The organism is Streptomyces peucetius (assembly GCF_025854275.1).
Classification (GTDB): domain Bacteria; phylum Actinomycetota; class Actinomycetes; order Streptomycetales; family Streptomycetaceae; genus Streptomyces; species Streptomyces peucetius_A.
The window spans coordinates 4,920,887-4,936,967 of record NZ_CP107567.1 but is presented as its reverse complement, the minus strand read 5'-3'; the positions used below and the strand labels follow the sequence as shown (position 1 = coordinate 4,936,967).

The following is a 16,081-nucleotide window of genomic DNA, read 5'->3' as shown; positions in this document are numbered from 1 at the left end:
CGCTCCCACCGGTGGGCCGGTGCGGGACAGGGAGAAGTCCCCCGCCCCGCCCTTTCCCGAAACCGGGGCTCCGCCCCAGACCCCGGGACACCGGGGCAGGCCCCCCGGGCACGGGGACCTGCCCGGTGGAGGGGCTCCGTCCCGGCCCTGGACGCGGAACAGCCCCGTGCACGGGAGAACCGCCCCCGGCGGAAGGGCTCCGCCCCCGCGTGGGGCCCCGGCGGAAGGGGCTCCGCCCCAAACCGCGGGACGGGAGCCGCACCCACGGGGGACCTGGCCGGGCCCGCCCCCAGGCCGGACGTGGAACGGCACCGCGACGCACCGGGGCACCTGGGCGGCCCGCGGAACGGCTCCGCGTACGAGGGACAGCCCCGCGACACGCGGGGGCCTGCCCTGGCGGGCACCGGACCAGCCCCCGAAACGGGGAGCCGCACCCAACGGAGACCCGCCCCTGGCCGCAGGGGCTCCGCCCCAGACCCCCCGGGGACGGAGAGCCGCCTTCTACCGGGACCCACCCCCGGCGGGACGGAGGACACGGCTCAGGCGGCGGCCACCGGCCGGGACGGGCGCCACCGGCAGGAGGGGGGTGGGGTCGGAGGAGGGGGGTGCCCGGACGTAAGGCGTCGTGAGGTGGGGCGGGGCAGGTACGGGAAAGCAGTCCGGGTGCCCCGCTTTGGAGGCCCCCCCCGCACCACCCACCAGCGGAGCCGGCCAGGCCGGGCCAGCCCCGGGCCGGGCCCGGGCCGGGCCCGCCCGGCCACGGTCAGAGTGTCAGGCGGGCGTCCAGGAGGGCTGCCGCGGTGAAGAGTTCGACGCCCGCCGCGATCGCCGACTCGTCGACGTCGAAGTCGCCCCGGTGCAGGTCCCGGCGGACCGTGTCGCCCGGGACCCGCACGCCCAGGCGTGCCATCGCGCCCGGCACGTGCTCCAGGTACCAGGAGAAGTCCTCGCCGCCGAGGCTCTGCTCGGTGTCCTCGATCGCGTACGACCCGCGCCGCGCGGTCTGCGCGTCGCGCAGCAGGTCGGTGACGACGGGGTCGTTCACGACCGGCGGGACCCCGCGGATGTAGTTGATCTGGGACTTGGCCCGGTGCAGCGTCGCGATCTCGTCGATCGCCGCGTGCACCAGGTCGGGCGCCTCGCGCCACCCCGGCAGGTCGAGGCAGCGGACGGTGCCGGAGAGCTCGGCGTGCTGCGGGATGACGTTGCAGGTGTGGCCGGCTTCGACGCGTCCCCAGGTCACCGCGAGGCCCGAGCGGGCGTCGACGCGGCGGCTGAGGAGCGCGGGGACCTCGGTGACGATCTTCGCCGCCGCGGTGACGAGGTCGGTGGTCAGGTGCGGGCGGGCGGTGTGGCCGCCGGGGCCGTCGAGGGTGACTTCGAGGCGGTCGCAGGCGGAGGTGATGGGGCCGGGCCGCAGCCCGACGATGCCCGCGTCGACCTTGGGGTCGCAGTGAACCGCGATGATCTTGTTGACACCTTCGAGCACGCCGGACTCGATCGCGTCGGCCGCACCGCCGGGCAGCACTTCCTCCGCGGGCTGGAAGATCAGCCGGACGGGCTGCGGCAGGAGGCCCTGCCGGTCGAGTTCAGCGAGCACCAGGCCCGCGCCGAGCGCGACGGTGGTGTGCACGTCGTGGCCGCAGGCGTGGGCGCGGTCGGGCACGGTGGAGCGGTAGGGGACGCCGGTCTTGGTGTCGGGGATGGGCAGCGCGTCGATGTCGGCGCGGATGGCGAAGAAGGGCCGTACGGCGTCGGGAGCCGGCGTACCGATGTCGCAGATCAGGCCGGTGCCGGCGGCGAGGACACGGGGCTTGAGCCCGGCCTGCTCGAGGCGCGCCTTGATCACGGCGGTGGTGCGGAACTCCTGGTTGCCGAGCTCCGGGTGCATGTGCAAGTCGCGCCGGAACGCGATCAGTTCGGCACGCAGCGACTCCGACAGCGTGCCGGGCAGTGCGACTGCGCCGGGCCGTTCGACATCTTCTGACTCGCGGGACATCAACTGGTTCACCCAGTGAAGGGTATGCCCCTTCGCCCCTCAACTACCGTGCGATCAACAAAACATCAGCCTCCTAGGGGACAGAATTTTGGGCGCACGGCGATTGGTCGCATTTGGCGGTGGGTAAACTCACTCGGCTCTCTCTTGAGTGGATCTTCCCCTTTCGGACCGTGTCCGTCCGCTCACTTCCCTCTTCTCCCGGCTCTTCAAGCCGGAGCCGGGAGCCGCTGCACATCGCGGGCCGTGCCCGTGACCCCCGCCAGGAAGCCCCGGGCGCGTGGCGAGGCGTTCTCCTTGAGCCATTCGGGTGCGATGTCGCAGACCGCCACCTTGATCCCCGTGCCGGCCAGGGCCAGCGGCAGTGTGTGGACGACGGTGGAGGGAAAACTCAGGACCGTTGCTCCGATCGGGCCGCGGCGGGCAATCAGCTCGAGCGGCAGCTCGGGGCGGACCACTTCCAGCCCGGTCTCCACGGAGAGCCGGTAAAGCTTGTCCGCACTCTCCCTGCGGTGCGCGAAGTAGCGGGTCGCGCCGTGGGTGCGGGCGAGGGCGGACACCGCCTCCAGATACTGGCCGAGATCGACGACGCCCGTCTCCACCAGGGAGGTGCCGACCATGTCCGCACCGCGCGTGATCCGCGGCGGCCCGAACCGTGCCCGGGTCCAGGCGAAGTCGTTGGGCGTGACGGTGATCCCCGGCTGCGGTTCGACCGGCATCGAGGTGAAGACCTCGACCGACCGGTCCTTCGACGGGCTCAGCCGCCGCCGCGCCAGGAACGTCACGGGCGCGAGCACCAGCTCCCGGGGCCCGCGGCGGCCGCCGCGCCGGTGCCAGCGCACCAGCTGCTCACCGCGCGAGACCTGGGCGACGAACTCCATGGTCGCGGTGCCGTCGTCGACGACGGTCACGTCCTTCCTGCCGACCAGTGTCAGCAGGAGCTGTACGTACCGGGAGAACGGATCCCCGATGACGATGCGCTCGGCGCGGCGCAGCACCGGGCCGAGCTCGCGCACGGTGCGCAGCGGGGCGCCCGCGCCGCCGCGCGCCTCCTGCCAGCGGACGGTGAACCCGGCGTCACGCGCCAGCTCCGCCATCCGGCGCAGCTGGCCGCGCGACATGGGGTCGGTGGGCGACAGCACGACCACGGTGAGGCCGTCGGGCCCGGGTGCGGCCGGCGCGGCGTGGGCCCACTCCAGGACGTTCAGGAGCTGGACCGGACTCTCGACGAAGGCGAGATTCACTGGTTGTCACCTCGTGATGCCGGGCCGGCCTGCGGCCGGGTCCGTGGCTGACCGCCCGCGAGGGCGTGGGTTGCTTTCGGTTCGTGGCCACCGGCCACGGGCGGGCCCGCTCCGTGCGGGCGTCGCGTCCCCCGGCCGAGGGCCGACCGGTAAGCCCGGCGCCGTAACCGGACCGGGCGGGCCCGGCCTGTGCGGGCGTCGCGTCCCCCGGCCGAGGGCCGACCGGTAAGCCCGGCGCCGTAACCGGACCGGGCGGGCCCGGCCTGTGCGGGAGCGAGGACGGTGTGCGCGCCAGGTGCCGGCGCCCACCGAACGCCCCCGGCCGTGGCCCGGTCGCACGGCGTGCGCTCCGGGGCCTGCGGGCCGGGGGGCGGTGTCCGGGGCCGCGTGGCGGCCCCGGTCGGGTCGTCAGACCGCGGCCGGCTCACGGTCGCCCGCCTCGGCCACGACACCCACGACGCGGCGCAGCTTCTTCATGGGCGCGAGCTCGGAGTCGTAGACCTTCTTGACGCCGTCGCCGAGGGCCTCCTCGATGGTGCGGATGTCGCGCACCAGGCGGGTGAGGCCCTGCGGCTCGACGGAGGCGGCCTGGTCGGAGCCCCACATGGCGCGGTCCAGGGTGATGTGGCGCTCGACGAACGCGGCGCCGAGGGCGACGGCGGCGAGGGTGGTCTGCAGACCGGTCTCGTGGCCGGAGTAGCCGATCGGGACGTTCGGGTACTCGCCCTGCAGGGTGTTGATGACGCGCAGGTTGAGCTCCTCGGCCTTGGCCGGGTACGTCGAGGTGGCGTGGCAGAGCAGGATGTTGTCGCTGCCGAGGACCTCGACGGCGTGGCGGATCTGCTTCGGCGTCGACATGCCGGTGGAGAGGATGACCGTCTTGCCGGTGGCGCGCAGGGCGCGCAGCAGCTCGTCGTCGGTGAGCGACGCGGAGGCCACCTTGTGGGCGGGGACGTCGAACTTCTCCAGGAAGGCGACGGCCTCGGTGTCCCACGGGGAGGCGAACCAGTCGATGCCGCGCTTCTTGCAGTGCTCGTCGATCCGGCGGTACTCGTCCTCGCCGAACTCGACGCGGTGGCGGTAGTCGATGTACGTCATCCGGCCCCAGGGGGTGTCGCGCTCGATGTCCCACTGGTCGCGCGGGGTGCAGATCTCCGGGGTGCGCTTCTGGAACTTGACCGCGTCGCAGCCGGCTTCGGCGGCGGCGTCGATCAGGGCGAAGGCGTTGTCCAGGTCGCCGTTGTGGTTGATGCCGATCTCACCGGTGACGTAGACCGGCCGGCCGGGGCCGGCGGTCTTGTTGCCGAGGGTGCGCAGACGGGACGTGCTCATGGGGGTGGTTCCTTACTTATTGGGGGACATGGAGGTGGACTCAAGGGGTGTTGAGAGTCGGGCCGAGGAGCCAGGCGGCGATCTCACGGATCGCCCCCTCGCCGCCGGGTGTGGCGGTGACGGCACGGGCGGCGGCGCGTACGGAGTCGTGCGCACTCGCGACGGCCACGGGCCAGCCGACGAGGTGGAAGCACGGAAGGTCGTTGACGTCGTTGCCGACGTAAAGCACCCGTTCGGGCGCCAGGCCCCGTTCCTCGCACCACTGCTTGAGCGCGAGGTCCTTGCGGTCGATGCCGTGCAGGACGGGGATCTTGAGCTTGCGGGCGCGGGCGGCGACGACGGGGTTCTGCTCGGTGGACAGGATCAGCAGGTCCAGTCCGGCCCTGCGCAGGTGGGAGACGCCCAGGCCGTCGCCGCGGTGGACGGAGACGATCTCGCGGCCGTCGGCGTCGATGAGCACCCGGTCGTCGGTCTGCGTCCCGTCGAAGTCGAGGACGACCGCGTCGACGTCCTCGCGCGCGGGCAGCGCCGCGGTGTCCAGCAGCGGCGCGAGCGCGCGGGCGCGGGCCAGGTCGTGCGGGTCGTCGACCTCCAGGACCCGTGCCGGGTCGGTGCGCACCAGCGCGGTGCGGCCGAAGAACCGGTGCCCCGCCTCGCGGAACCCGGGCGCGGACATGGCGTACGCGGCCCCGGTCTCCAGGAAGTCCTGCGGGCGGTCCTGGCGGCGGGGCCGGAACGAAGCGTCGTGGTTGACGCCGTAGCCGGTGCCGGTGGCCGTTCCGGTGGCGGTGTCGACGAGGACGGCGCCTGCGCCGGCGGCCCGCTCGGCGCTCTCCTGCCCAGCGCTCGCCGCCTCGTCGGTCTCGCGCCACACGAAGCCGTGGAAGGGCGCGACGGTCACGGCGCTGTCGGCGCCGTCCAGGACGACGGCGCGGGCGACGCCCTCGATGTCCTCACGGGAGACGAAGGGGCTGGTGCACTGGACGAGCAGGACGACGTCGACGGGTGCGCCGTGCTCGGTCTCGTGGGCGTCCATCGCGTGCAGGACGGCCGACTCGCTGGTGGCGGTGTCACCGGCGATGGCGGCGGGCCGCAGGACGACGTCGGCCCCGGCGCCGCGGGCGACGGCCGCGATCTGCGGGTCGTCGGTGGAGACCGCGACGTGGGTGACGAGCGGGGCGTCGAGGCAGGCACGGACGGCCCGTGCGACGAGCGGGACGCCGCCGACCGCGGCCAGGTTCTTTGCCGGGACGCCCTTTGATCCGCCGCGGGCGGGGATCACGGCGAGAACGGTCATCGGTGGCTCCAGACGCTCTTGGCTGTGCTGAACAGGGGTGTCGGGTGAAGCGGGACGCCGGCCGTCACAGCTCGCCCATCCGCCGGATCACGGGCGCGACTCGCTGCACGCCGTGGCGGTACGCGCCGCGCGCCACCTCCCGTACGGCGTCGCGCACCACCCGCCGCACGCCGGTGACCTCGGCCTTCGGCGCGGCGCCGGCCAGCGGTGTGCCGTCCGGGGCGAGGTGGTGGCGGGCGAGGAGGGCCGGCAGGTAGCCGGGCGCGGTGGTCGGGGTGTAGTACGGCGCGGGCGCGGGCAGCGCGGGGACGAGCAGCAGTTCGGCGACCCGCTTGCGGGCCTCGTCGAAGGCGGCTTCGTACGAGCCTCCCCCTACTCCCCCTACGCCCTGGCAGGCGTGGGGGGACCCCGAGGGCGGCGTGGGGGGACCCCCGGCCGCGACGCCCTGGCGCGCGAGCCATTCGGCGTCGGGGGCGGGGCGGAGGCCGCCGTCGAGCTGGTCCCAGGAGGCGAGCAGGCCCGAGCCGAGGAAGTGGTGGTTGCCGAGCGCCTCGCGCACGCCGAGGTCGGTGAGCACGGCGGTGGGGATGCGGCGGTGCAGTGCTTCGAGGGCGGCGGTGGACGACACGGTGACCAGCAGGTCCGTGCGGTCCAGCACCTCGCCCATGTGCCCGTACACCAGACGGAAGTTGGAGGGCAGCCCGCCGGGCAGCTTCTCCACGAGCTTCTGGTACGGGAGTTCTTCGAGGTGGGTGGTGTGCTCGCCGGGCTTGGAGCGGAGCTTCAGCAGCACCTCGCGGCCCGGGTGCAGCCGGGCGTGCTCGACGAGCCTGCGCAGCAGGTACGTACGGTCGGCGCGGGACTCCGGTACGGAGGGCTGGACGGCGAAGACGACGGTGTCGCGGCCGGCCTCGGCCCGGTAGGGGGCGCCGCCGAGGAAGGGCAGCGCGGCCTCGGTGACGCAGGAGGCGTCGGCTCCCACCCCTTCGTACACGGCGCGAAAACGCTCCGCGTCGTGACGGGAGTTGGCGAGGACGACGTCGGCGCCGTGGCGCAGCAGGAGCCCGTCGGACAGCTTCTCGTAGACGACGCCGACGTAGCCGGTGACGACGACGGGCCGGCGCTCGAGGCCGAGTGCGGCCAGTCCGTGCAGCATGGCCTGGACGCCGCCGCCGACGAGGGCGAGCACGACGACGTCGTACGCCTCGTCCTTCATCGCCCGCAGGAACTCGTTCCCCGTGACCTCGCGCAAGTCGTCGGCGCGCACGCCGACTTCCGCGAGCTGCCGGGCCGTCGGTGTGGCGCGGCCGCGCAGCAGGAAGCCGCTCAGCTCGACGGAGGTGCTCGGCGCGATGCGGCGCGCGGTGAGCGCACCCCATTTCCACCGGGTGTCGGAGTCGGCGAGTACGGCGATCCGTACGGCCTCGCTGCTACGTGTTGGCACGTCGAGGACGTTAGAAAGGCATTTCGTTTCACGGCCCAACTCGACTGCAACAAAGGGTTAACAGAGGGTCTACGGACAGCGAAGCGGCCCGGGAAACGGGTGGGTTAACAAGGTTGTTGCCCGGCGTTCACCTGACATCCTTGCGAGCGTCGATACGAATGACGAACGCGCCCCTAACGTCACGCGGGTGGTTAAGCTCTCCGTCATCGTGCCGTTCTACAACGTGCAGACATATGCCCCCGACACACTGCGAAGCCTCAGGGCGAATGCCCGGGACGACTTCGAGTTCGTACTCGTCGACGACTGTTCGACCGACGGTACGCCGGAGATCCTGCAGCGTGCGGAGCGTGAGCTTCCGGGCGCGGTGCTGATCAGACACGAACAGAACGGTGGACTGGCCACCGCACGCAACACCGGTCTGGACGCCGCGAGCGGCGAGTACCTCACCTTCCTCGACGGCGACGACTGGCTGGCCCCCGGCCACTTCGCGCACCTGCTGGGCGCCATGGAGGACCTCGGGTGCGACTTCGTGCGCACCGACCATGTGCAGTGCACCGGCCGCGCCCGCTCGGTCCACCGGGCGCCGGTCGGCCGGCGCGGCGAGGTGCTGCGGCCGCGTGACGTGATCCTGCCCGCCGACCGCTCGACCGCGGTCGACTACCCGTACGCCTGGGCGGGGATGTACCACCGGCGGCTCGTGGACCGGGGGCTGCTGCACTTCACGCACGGGCTGCGCACCGCGGAGGACCGGCCGTGGATCTGGCGGCTGCACCGCGAGGCGGACTCGTTCGCCGTGATCAGCCACCTGGGTATTTTCTACCGGCGCGGAATCGCGTCGTCGCTCACACAGATCGGCGACATCAGGCAGCTCGATTTTATCAAGGCATTCGACCAGGTGATCGAGGAAACGGCGAACGATCCGGATGCGGAACGGCTGTTGCCGAAGGCGGTCCGCACATATTGCGCTCTCATTTCCCACCATCTGGGATCGATCGAAAGGTACGAGCCCGCTGTGGCGAGGAAATTGCGCGCGATGAGCTCGGCCGCGCTGAGGCGCATGCCGCAGGACGTGCTGAACGAGGCGCTCGACTCCATGGACACCGCGCGTGCCTCGCGGCTGCGCAAGGTACGCAGGCGCCCCGCGTCGCTCTCGGTGGAGGCGGCAGCCTGATGGCCACGACGCAGATCTTCTTCGCCTCGTCCCTCTACGGCACCGCCACACTCGCCGCGGCGATCGACAGCGGCGCCTTCAGCGACGCGGACCGACGGCTGCTGCTCGTCTCCAACAACGCGGCGATCCCCGAGACGACACCCTCCCTGGACGAGATGGCGGGCTTCGAGCGGCTGCGTGACCGCTTCGACGACGTGCTCTCCTGGAACGAGACCATCGCCCCCTTCCACCCCGGCGACTGGTCCCCGCGCGCCGACGACGTGCCGTTGTGGGAACGGTATCTGCGCCTGCTGTGGAACCTGGGCGACGACCGGATCGAGCTGGCCGTCGAGTCCATCCAGGTCAACCCGGCGCTGGCGATCGCCCAGCTCTTCCCCGACGCGAGGCTCCACGTCTACGCCGACGGACTGATGAGCTACGGCCCCACCCGCAACAAGATCGACCCGCTGGTCGGCACGCGGGTGGAGCGGCTGCTCCACCTCGACCTGGTACCGGGACTCGAACCGCTGCTGCTCACCGAGTTCGGTGTCGCGCCGGAGGTGGTGCCGGCCCCGGCGTTCACCAAGGTGCTGGCCGAACTGGTCGACACCGGCGCCGCCTTGCCGGATGTGGAGGAGCCCGCGCTGCTGCTGGGGCAGTACCTGTCCGCGCTGAACATCCTCTCTCCCGATGAGGAGGAGGACCTGCATGTGCGGATGCTGAAGGGCGCGGTCGGCCTCGGCCACACCCGGGCGGTGTTCAAGCCGCACCCCTCGGCCCCGGCACGCTTCACCCGCACCCTGGAGGACGAGGCCGAGCGGCTCGGCGTCGACCTCACGGTGGTGGACACGCCGGTCCTGGCCGAGGTGCTGTACCAGCGGATGCGTCCGGCGCTGGTCGTCGGCTGCTTCTCCACGGCCCTGCTCACCGCGTCCACGCTGTACGGCCTGCCGGTCGCCCGGGTCGGCACGGACACGCTGCTGGCCCGGTTGAAGCCGTACGAGAACAGCAACCGCGTCCCGGTCACGATCGTCGACGCGCTGCTGCCGGCGCCGGACGACCAGGCGGCCGTGGCCGAGCGGCGCTGGAGTACGGACACCGGCGCGCTCACCGAGCTCGTACGGACCGTCGGGTTCGCGATGCAGCCGAAGATCCTTCCGCAGCTGCGGGCGGAAGCCGAACGGTACCTGTCGGCGCGGCTGGACGACGGCACCCGGCGCTACTTCAAGAAAAAGCGGCTGACGTCCCTGGGTCTGCCGGGCGGGGTGCCGGCCCAACTGGGATTCCTGCCGCGCAACGCCGCCGTACGGCGGGTCGCACGCAAGGCACGCAGCCTGCAGCGGGCGATGGCGCGCCGCTGACCGAACCCCATGCATCCACCCATAGACAGTGCGTCACCCGAACCCGTGAGGCATCCATGACGAACCTCGGCCGGCTCTACCCGCTCCTCGACGACGTCCGCCTGCCGGACACCATCCCCTACTCCCAGGTGAGCAGCTGGGAGCTGAGGTTCCTGTACCTGCTGGGACGTCATCACCTCACGGGTGAGGACCGGCTGGTCGAACTGGGTTCCGGCGGGGGCGGGTCGACGTACGCCCTCGCGCTGGGGCTGCGCGAGAGCCCCGTCTTCGACGAGCGTACGGGGCGGCTCCACGCCTATGACTTCTTCCGCGTGGGCAAGGGCACGTTCGCCACGGAAAAGTTCTTCACCGCTGGTGCGAAGCCCACCGGCGACAACTCCTTCCTGGACGACTTCCGCGGGCGGCTGGAGCCGTTCCTGCCGTTCCTGGAGATCCATGCCGGGGACCTCTGGCAGACCTCCGACCCGGCGGACACCAGCCCGATCGAGTTCCTGCACATCGACATCGCCAAGACGGCCCGGGTGTTCCGCTGTGTGACCGAGCGGTTCCTGACCCGGCTGCGGCCGGGCTCGGTCGTGCTGCACCAGGACTTCGCCGGGCCGCGGCTTCCGTGGCTGCACCACAGCACGGGCGCGCTGCTGCCGTACATCGAGATCTCCGGGCCGCCGATCCGCTCCACGCTCGCCTTCGAGGTCGTCCGGCCGATCCCCGAGGACGTACTGAAGAGGATCGCGGAGGACGCGTACTCCGTCGACGAGAAGCTGGCGCTGATCTCCGCGGTCCAGGAGCGGCTCGACCGCGACCACACCGGCGGGATCCCCTTCAAGTCGGTCCTGGAGTTCGCCAAGGCCTACGTCGCCCACTACGCCGGCGAGCACCGGCGGGCCTGGTCTCTGGCCAGGCCGCTGACCTCCGACGCGTATCTGAGCCGGACCCGCGCCGACCACTTCGAGCAGCTGCGCAAGGCGTACGAGCAGGACCGCGAGGAGAACGGCGGTTCACGTCTGACCCGGCTGGTGAGGAAGGCTGTGGGCCGCTGAAGCCGTGGGCCGCTGAGCCGGCATGCGTGAGCCCCCGCGGTCCGTGAGAACGGACCGCGGGGGCTCACCCGTTTCACGACCCGAGGATCGCCCGCAGGTCGGAGGCGTTCGCCTCGGTGACCTTCCACAGCGTCTGCTGGCGCTCGTGGACGTCGGCGACCGTCGCCGCGTGGGAGTCCAGGATGCCGATGGCCCGCTCGGTGAGCACGGCGCCCAGGTTCCGGTCGTGCACCGAGACGCCCCACTCGGGGCGCTCGATGTCGGCGAGGAAGTACGCCATCTTCGGGTGCGAGATCAGGCTGATGATCGGCGTGCCCACGCCGAACGGGATCATCCCGGCGTGCCCGCGCATGCCGATGACCAGGCGGGTCTTCGCGTAGAGGTCCCGAATGGCGTCGTTGTCGAAGTCGTACATCGGGATCACCGGCAGCGAGATGCCGTACTCGCGGCGCAGGTCGAAGGCGATCCGCTCGTCGTCCAGCGAGTGCGCCGCACACCGGACCTCGGTGTGCGCGCCGATGTTCCGCACGGCCTTCGCGATCTCCGCGAGGAAGTGCCCGTAGTCGTGTCCGAAACGCAGGCCCGCCCTGTCGTACGCGGCGTTCAGCAGGACGGTGTCCTCGCGGTGCGCCGGGTCGCTCCAGCCGGGCACCAGCTGGCGGCTGACCGTGGTGGGGCAGGGCTGGAAGCGGACCTTGTCGTGCAGATGGTCCGGGAGCATGGCCCGTACCTTCGCGATGGAGCCGTGATTGCGCAGTCCGAAGAACGCCGACTTCTCCACCAGCAGCCTGAGGCTCTCGCGGAACCGCCCGGCCCGGTAGGACTGCCCGTCGAAGGCGTTGAACCCGACCGCGTACACCATGATCGGCACGTCGATGCCGCGCAGCTGTTCGTCGGCCACGTTCCACTGCCAGGCGCTGTTGCCGTTGGGCATGGTGTCCGGGATGAACAGTCCGCCGCCGCCGATGACCAGTCCGCGGCGTTCGTTGACCCGCTTCAGGGCCGCCCGGTCGAACAGGCGGTGGGCGTGGACGGAGTGCCAGCGCCGGGAGGTGGTGTCCGTGCCGAAGCCGAGGCGCACGGTCTCCGGAAGCAGCTTGTCGCCCGCGTTGCCCTGCCGGTCCATGTAGAAGGCGACGTGCGCCAGCTGCTCCTCGGCGCTGCCCTGCTCCTGCGCGGGTACGGCGGCGGCGCGCTGTGCCCACAGCCGGCTCGCGCGGTGGGTGGGGTCGACGGACATACCGGCGGTGGCGTGGCGCAGTGCCTCGGTGTTGTCGCCGTGCACCCAGGCCATCTGGGCGAGCCGGGCGTGGGCGGTGGCGGCCCGGTTGGGGGCGGCGGTGGCCAGCAGCAGCTGGGCCTTCGCCTCCTCGTAGCGGGAGACGCTCATCAGGGCGTGCCCGAGAACCTCGTGCGGCCAGGCCTCGTCGAGCGGGATGTGCACGCTGCTCAGCATGTCGACCGCGTCCTGGTAGTCGCCGGACGCGATGTGCGCGGCGGCGACCTTGCGGGCGCTCTCGACGTCGCCGGTGCGCCGGACGTGCGGGGTGCCGTAGTGGACGAGCAGGTCGTGGTGGAGGGTGCCGGGCCGCGCCAGGAAGGCGGCGTGGAAGTCGGCGTCCGACAGCTCGAACTCACGCCAGCGGTCCTCGGCCCGGCTGTATCCGGCCTCGCCGCCCTGCCACGGCTTGTGACGGCCGGTGAAGTGCAGGATCGCGGTGTCCTCCGGCACGGGCAGATCGCCGGACAGCCGCCGCTTGACGAAGTTGTAGCGGGCGTCGAGGCGGACGAAGTCGCCGTCGAGGACGGCGTTGAGGATGCCCTGGTCGTGCTTGTCGAGTTCGTAGTCGCCGCTGCGTCCGACGGCGTCCAGCCGCGCGCAGAACGCGTCGGTGAGGTACTCGCGCTGGATGACCAGCAGCCCGGAGTTGAGCTTGTGCTGCCCGTAGAAGAACTGCGGGACGGCCGCGAGCCCTTCGCGCAGCCGCAGCAGTTCACGGAGGTCCGAGAGGACGACCATGTCGGTGTCGAGCGTGATGATCGTGTCGTACTCGCGCAGCCGGAAGACGTCGAGGATGAAGTACGCCTTCCGGACCAGGTAGTTGTCCTGGTCGCCCTTCTGGTAGGCGTCGTAGTGCTCGGCGTTCACCCGGCGCAGCACGATGCGCGGGTGCAGGGCGCGGATCCGCGCGATCGAGCCGGGGCGCAGGTCGTCGTGGAGGACGACGAAGTCCTCGCACACGCCCGGGTTGGACAGGGCGAGGCTGCGCAGCAGCGCGAGGAAGCCGGGCAGGTAGTTCTCGTCGACGAAGGAGGCGAACGCGACACGGCGCTTGCCGGTGAGCGCGTCCGACGAGGGGACGGGGGCCGGGGAGGCGGTGGCCCGGGCCGGGGAGGTCGTGGTCATCGCAGGGAGATCCTCATGTCGGTCACTCGCTGGGCCCGCTGCATGACCCATTCCTTCTCGCTGGTGTACTCGTGCACGGACGTGATGGGCATCTTCATGGCTTCCGGCACGCGGTACGCGCCGCTCTCGTAGAAGTCGAACCCGATCAGGTCCAGCGCCGGGCTGACGTCCAGGAAGTCCAGCAGGAACAGCATGTTCAAACCGGTGGTCGGGATGCCGGACCAGACGTCGGCGCCGAGCTTGCCGATGTTGCGCACGGGCCAGCGCAGCGACTCGTCGCCGAGGAACTGCTGGGCGCCGGGCACCAGGCGGTTGCGCAGGGAGTACTTCCAGTCGCCGGAGATGCCGCCGAAGACGAGCCGGGTGGTGACCGGCTGGTCCCAGTTGAAGCCGTGCTTGTGGATGGTGGCGTGGATGTCGGTGCGGCTGCCGGTGTGCTTCGGGTCGATCCGGTACGAGTTGAAGCGCACCACCAGGTCGTAGGCGTCGATCTCGGCGCCCAGACCACTCGCTCCGACGCGGCCGGAGTTGGCGACGAGGCAGACGGACTTGCCGGCGATGAGGTTGCGGAACTCGCCGAGGCTGATCCACTTCACGCCGCCGACGGTGGGGTCGGCGACGGGACCGCGCATCCGGTTGCGGCGCTGCTCCGCGTAGAGCGCGAGGGCCTCGGTGAGTGCGGGAAGGCCGTCGCCACGTGCGATGCGCAACTCCAGGTACTGGCTGAGCAGTTCCTGCCGGTCGGCGACCGGCTCCTGCCCGGCGGCCAGCGCCAGGAGCGCTCCCACCATGCGCGGCTCCGCCTCGGTCCAGTCCCCCACGGCGTGCGCGGCCAGGCCCTCGGCCCAGACGTCGGTGGCGGGTCCGCGGGCGAACGCCTCGGCGCGCGGGCACTGGCGCAGCAGCAGGGCGAGCAGCTCCTGCTCCTTCTCTCCCGCGGCGCGCAGTCCGGCGATCTTCGAACCGACACCGAATCCGTCGTCGTCGGTCAGACTCAGGTAGCGCTCGTAGGCCGCCACGGCCTCCGCCTCGTCGCCGAGGACCTCCAGCAGCCGGGCGCGCAGCCGCCAGCCGGCGCGGGAGTTCCTGCGCTGCTCCAGGACAGTGTCGCTGATGACGAGCGCGAGGTTCAGCTCGTCGTCGTAGCCGCATTCCAGGGCCTTGTTGGCGACGGCGAGCAGCGCGTCCAGCATCTCGTTGGACAGGTCGGAGGCCGGTGCCGGCGCGCCCTTCACGGCCCGCTTGAGCCGCGCGGCGGCGCCTCCCGGGGCGGGCGCCGGGGCAGCCGCGGAACGGCTGGTGCACATGACGAGCAACTTCCTGAGCTGTTCGGCAAGTTCGCTGCGGCGGCGGTCGACACTGCCGACGAGTTTGCCGCTGTGCACCGCGCAGGCGCGCAAGCAGTCGTCCAGCTCCCCTCCCCGCGCACGTGCCCGCCTGTTCTGGACCGTCGTCATGGCACTCCTGATGTGCGGAACCGGTCGCCGTCTCCGCGACGGCGTCGGTTGCGATTTCTTCTGCGTGGGGGGTTTCCGGGAGAATTTAGGAAGCCAAAACGACGACGAGGTGAACTCGTCGCTTCCGAACGGGGAATCGTTGGCCTGTGGGCCGGGTGGCGCCTGCGAATCGGACTAGCGTGCTGTTGATTCCACGGCAGACCATGAGCGCAGGGGATTTCCTTGACCAGCACGATCGCCCGCCCGGCGCCCGATGCCACCCGGCGACAGGACTCCGCGAAGCCCCGCCGTGAAACGCGGCTGCGTGCTCTGGACGGGCTGCGCCTGGTCGCCGCCCTCATGGTCGCGGCGTATCACTACGGCGGTCGCGGCGGTGCCGTCACCGAGGCCTGGGGAAGCTCGCCCAAGGTGCAGTTCCCCACGCTGCACGCCTTCTTCTCCTACGGCTGCCTGGGTGTGCAGATCTTCTTCGTGATCAGCGGGTTCGTGATCTGCATGAGCGGCTGGGGCCGGCCGCTGAGGTCGTTCTTCGCCTCCCGCGCCTCCCGTCTGCTGCCCGCCTACTGGGCGGCGGTCCTCCTGGTCACGGCGGTGTTCGCGCTGCCGGTGGTCGCCTACGAGGCGGTCTCCCCCAGCGACGCCCTGGTGAATCTCACGATGCTTCAGCAGCCACTCGGCGTGGACCGGGTGCTGGGAGTGTGCTGGACCCTGTGGGCGGAGATCCGCTTCTACGCGCTGTTCGCCCTCTGTGTGGTCCTGCCCGGAGCGAACCGCCGTCGCGTGATCCTGTTCTGCGCGCTGTGGATGCTGGCGGCGGCGATCGCCCAGGGCGTGGACGAGCCGCTGCTCGACCTCGTTCTGATGCCTCAGTACGCGCCGTTCTTCGTGGGCGGCATCGGCCTCTACCTCGTCCACCGGGACCGCCGGGACGCGTACGCCTGGGGCATCGTCGGCGTGAGCTGGCTGATCGGCCAGCACTACGTGGTCCGGGAGCTGTGGCGCGCGCCGAGCCCGGACGCCTTCTCGAACCGGACGTCGCTCGGGATCGTGCTGGTGGTGACGCTCGGCTTCGTGGCGGTCGCGGCAATCGCGCTGGGGTGGCTGAACCGGCTGAACTGGCGCTGGCTGACGGTGGCGGGCGCGCTGACGTATCCGTTCTACCTGGTGCACGAGCATCTCGGCTGGGTGGTGATCCACGCACTGCACCGCGGCCTCGGCCTGGCGTCGGCGGAGACCTTCGTGCTCACGGTCGTCTCGATGCTGCTGCTGGCCTGGCTGCTGCACCGCTGCGTCGAGAAGCCACTGACCCCGCGGCTGCGGGCGGCCCTGTCCAGAACGCGCTGAGCAGGGCCC

Annotated in this window: 11 protein-coding genes; 4 read left to right on the top strand and 7 right to left on the bottom strand. The window is 71.5% G+C overall.

The genetic code is table 11. The features are described from left to right. Window positions 1-763: 763 nt before the first annotated feature. The 5 genes from OGH68_RS22810 to OGH68_RS22790 form a co-directional block, all read right to left on the bottom strand. Window positions 764-1,999 carry an amidohydrolase gene (locus OGH68_RS22810; RefSeq protein WP_264250220.1) on the bottom strand — a complete coding sequence of 412 codons (1,236 nt, stop codon included), beginning with the start codon at window positions 1,997-1,999 and terminating at the stop codon, window positions 764-766. Between the two features lie 206 nt (window positions 2,000-2,205). Continuing rightward, window positions 2,206-3,240, bottom strand: coding sequence for a hypothetical protein (locus OGH68_RS22805; RefSeq protein ID WP_264246794.1), 1,035 nt, complete (start codon window positions 3,238-3,240; stop codon window positions 2,206-2,208). A gap of 408 nt (window positions 3,241-3,648) precedes the next feature. Then, the gene (locus OGH68_RS22800; RefSeq protein ID WP_264246792.1) at window positions 3,649-4,572 is read right to left on the bottom strand and encodes an N-acetylneuraminate synthase family protein; all 924 of its coding nucleotides are present in this window, start codon (window positions 4,570-4,572) and stop codon (window positions 3,649-3,651) included. Between the two features lie 40 nt (window positions 4,573-4,612). After that, window positions 4,613-5,869 (bottom strand): acylneuraminate cytidylyltransferase, encoded by a 1,257-nt coding sequence (locus OGH68_RS22795; RefSeq protein ID WP_264246790.1) that lies wholly within the window; start codon window positions 5,867-5,869, stop codon window positions 4,613-4,615. A gap of 64 nt (window positions 5,870-5,933) precedes the next feature. Next, window positions 5,934-7,313 (bottom strand): DUF6716 putative glycosyltransferase, encoded by a 1,380-nt coding sequence (locus OGH68_RS22790; protein WP_264246788.1) that lies wholly within the window; start codon window positions 7,311-7,313, stop codon window positions 5,934-5,936. Window positions 7,314-7,500: 187 nt separating this feature from the next. Here OGH68_RS22790 and OGH68_RS22785 point away from each other — a divergent pair, with 187 nt between their 5' ends. From OGH68_RS22785 to OGH68_RS22775, 3 genes are read left to right on the top strand one after another with little or no spacing between them, the layout of a single operon-like run. Continuing rightward, window positions 7,501-8,484, top strand: coding sequence for a glycosyltransferase family 2 protein (locus OGH68_RS22785; protein WP_264246786.1), 984 nt, complete (start codon window positions 7,501-7,503; stop codon window positions 8,482-8,484). After that, window positions 8,484-9,824 carry an alpha-2,8-polysialyltransferase family protein gene (locus OGH68_RS22780; protein ID WP_264246784.1) on the top strand — a complete coding sequence of 447 codons (1,341 nt, stop codon included), beginning with the start codon at window positions 8,484-8,486 and terminating at the stop codon, window positions 9,822-9,824. The genes OGH68_RS22785 and OGH68_RS22780 overlap by 1 nt, the downstream gene beginning before the upstream one ends. A 56-nt stretch (window positions 9,825-9,880) precedes the next feature. After that, window positions 9,881-10,864 (top strand): class I SAM-dependent methyltransferase, encoded by a 984-nt coding sequence (locus OGH68_RS22775; RefSeq protein ID WP_264246782.1) that lies wholly within the window; start codon window positions 9,881-9,883, stop codon window positions 10,862-10,864. A 73-nt stretch (window positions 10,865-10,937) separates the two neighbouring features. Here the strand turns inward: OGH68_RS22775 and OGH68_RS22770 are convergent, their stop codons facing one another. Continuing rightward, window positions 10,938-13,271, bottom strand: coding sequence for a glycosyltransferase (locus tag OGH68_RS22770; RefSeq protein ID WP_264246780.1), 2,334 nt, complete (start codon window positions 13,269-13,271; stop codon window positions 10,938-10,940). Beyond that, window positions 13,268-14,728 carry a glycosyltransferase family 29 protein gene (locus tag OGH68_RS22765; RefSeq protein ID WP_264246779.1) on the bottom strand — a complete coding sequence of 487 codons (1,461 nt, stop codon included), beginning with the start codon at window positions 14,726-14,728 and terminating at the stop codon, window positions 13,268-13,270. The genes OGH68_RS22770 and OGH68_RS22765 overlap by 4 nt, the downstream gene beginning before the upstream one ends. A gap of 222 nt (window positions 14,729-14,950) precedes the next feature. Between OGH68_RS22765 and OGH68_RS22760 the strand changes: the two genes are divergently transcribed. Beyond that, window positions 14,951-16,072 carry an acyltransferase family protein gene (locus OGH68_RS22760; protein WP_264246778.1) on the top strand — a complete coding sequence of 374 codons (1,122 nt, stop codon included), beginning with the start codon at window positions 14,951-14,953 and terminating at the stop codon, window positions 16,070-16,072. Window positions 16,073-16,081 lie beyond the last annotated feature (9 nt).

What these genes read in the sequence shown, in the direction of transcription:
- OGH68_RS22810 (WP_264250220.1), bottom strand. Translation starts at nt 1,999, where the DNA reads ATGTCCCGCGAGTCAGAAGATGTCGAACGGCCCGGCGCAGTCGCACTG.
- OGH68_RS22800 (WP_264246792.1), bottom strand. Translation starts at nt 4,572, where the DNA reads ATGAGCACGTCCCGTCTGCGCACCCTCGGCAACAAGACCGCCGGCCCC.
- OGH68_RS22795 (WP_264246790.1), bottom strand. Translation starts at nt 5,869, where the DNA reads ATGACCGTTCTCGCCGTGATCCCCGCCCGCGGCGGATCAAAGGGCGTC.
- OGH68_RS22780 (WP_264246784.1), top strand. Translation starts at nt 8,484, where the DNA reads ATGGCCACGACGCAGATCTTCTTCGCCTCGTCCCTCTACGGCACCGCC.
- OGH68_RS22775 (WP_264246782.1), top strand. Translation starts at nt 9,881, where the DNA reads ATGACGAACCTCGGCCGGCTCTACCCGCTCCTCGACGACGTCCGCCTG.
- OGH68_RS22770 (WP_264246780.1), bottom strand. Translation starts at nt 13,271, where the DNA reads ATGACCACGACCTCCCCGGCCCGGGCCACCGCCTCCCCGGCCCCCGTC.
- OGH68_RS22765 (WP_264246779.1), bottom strand. Translation starts at nt 14,728, where the DNA reads ATGACGACGGTCCAGAACAGGCGGGCACGTGCGCGGGGAGGGGAGCTG.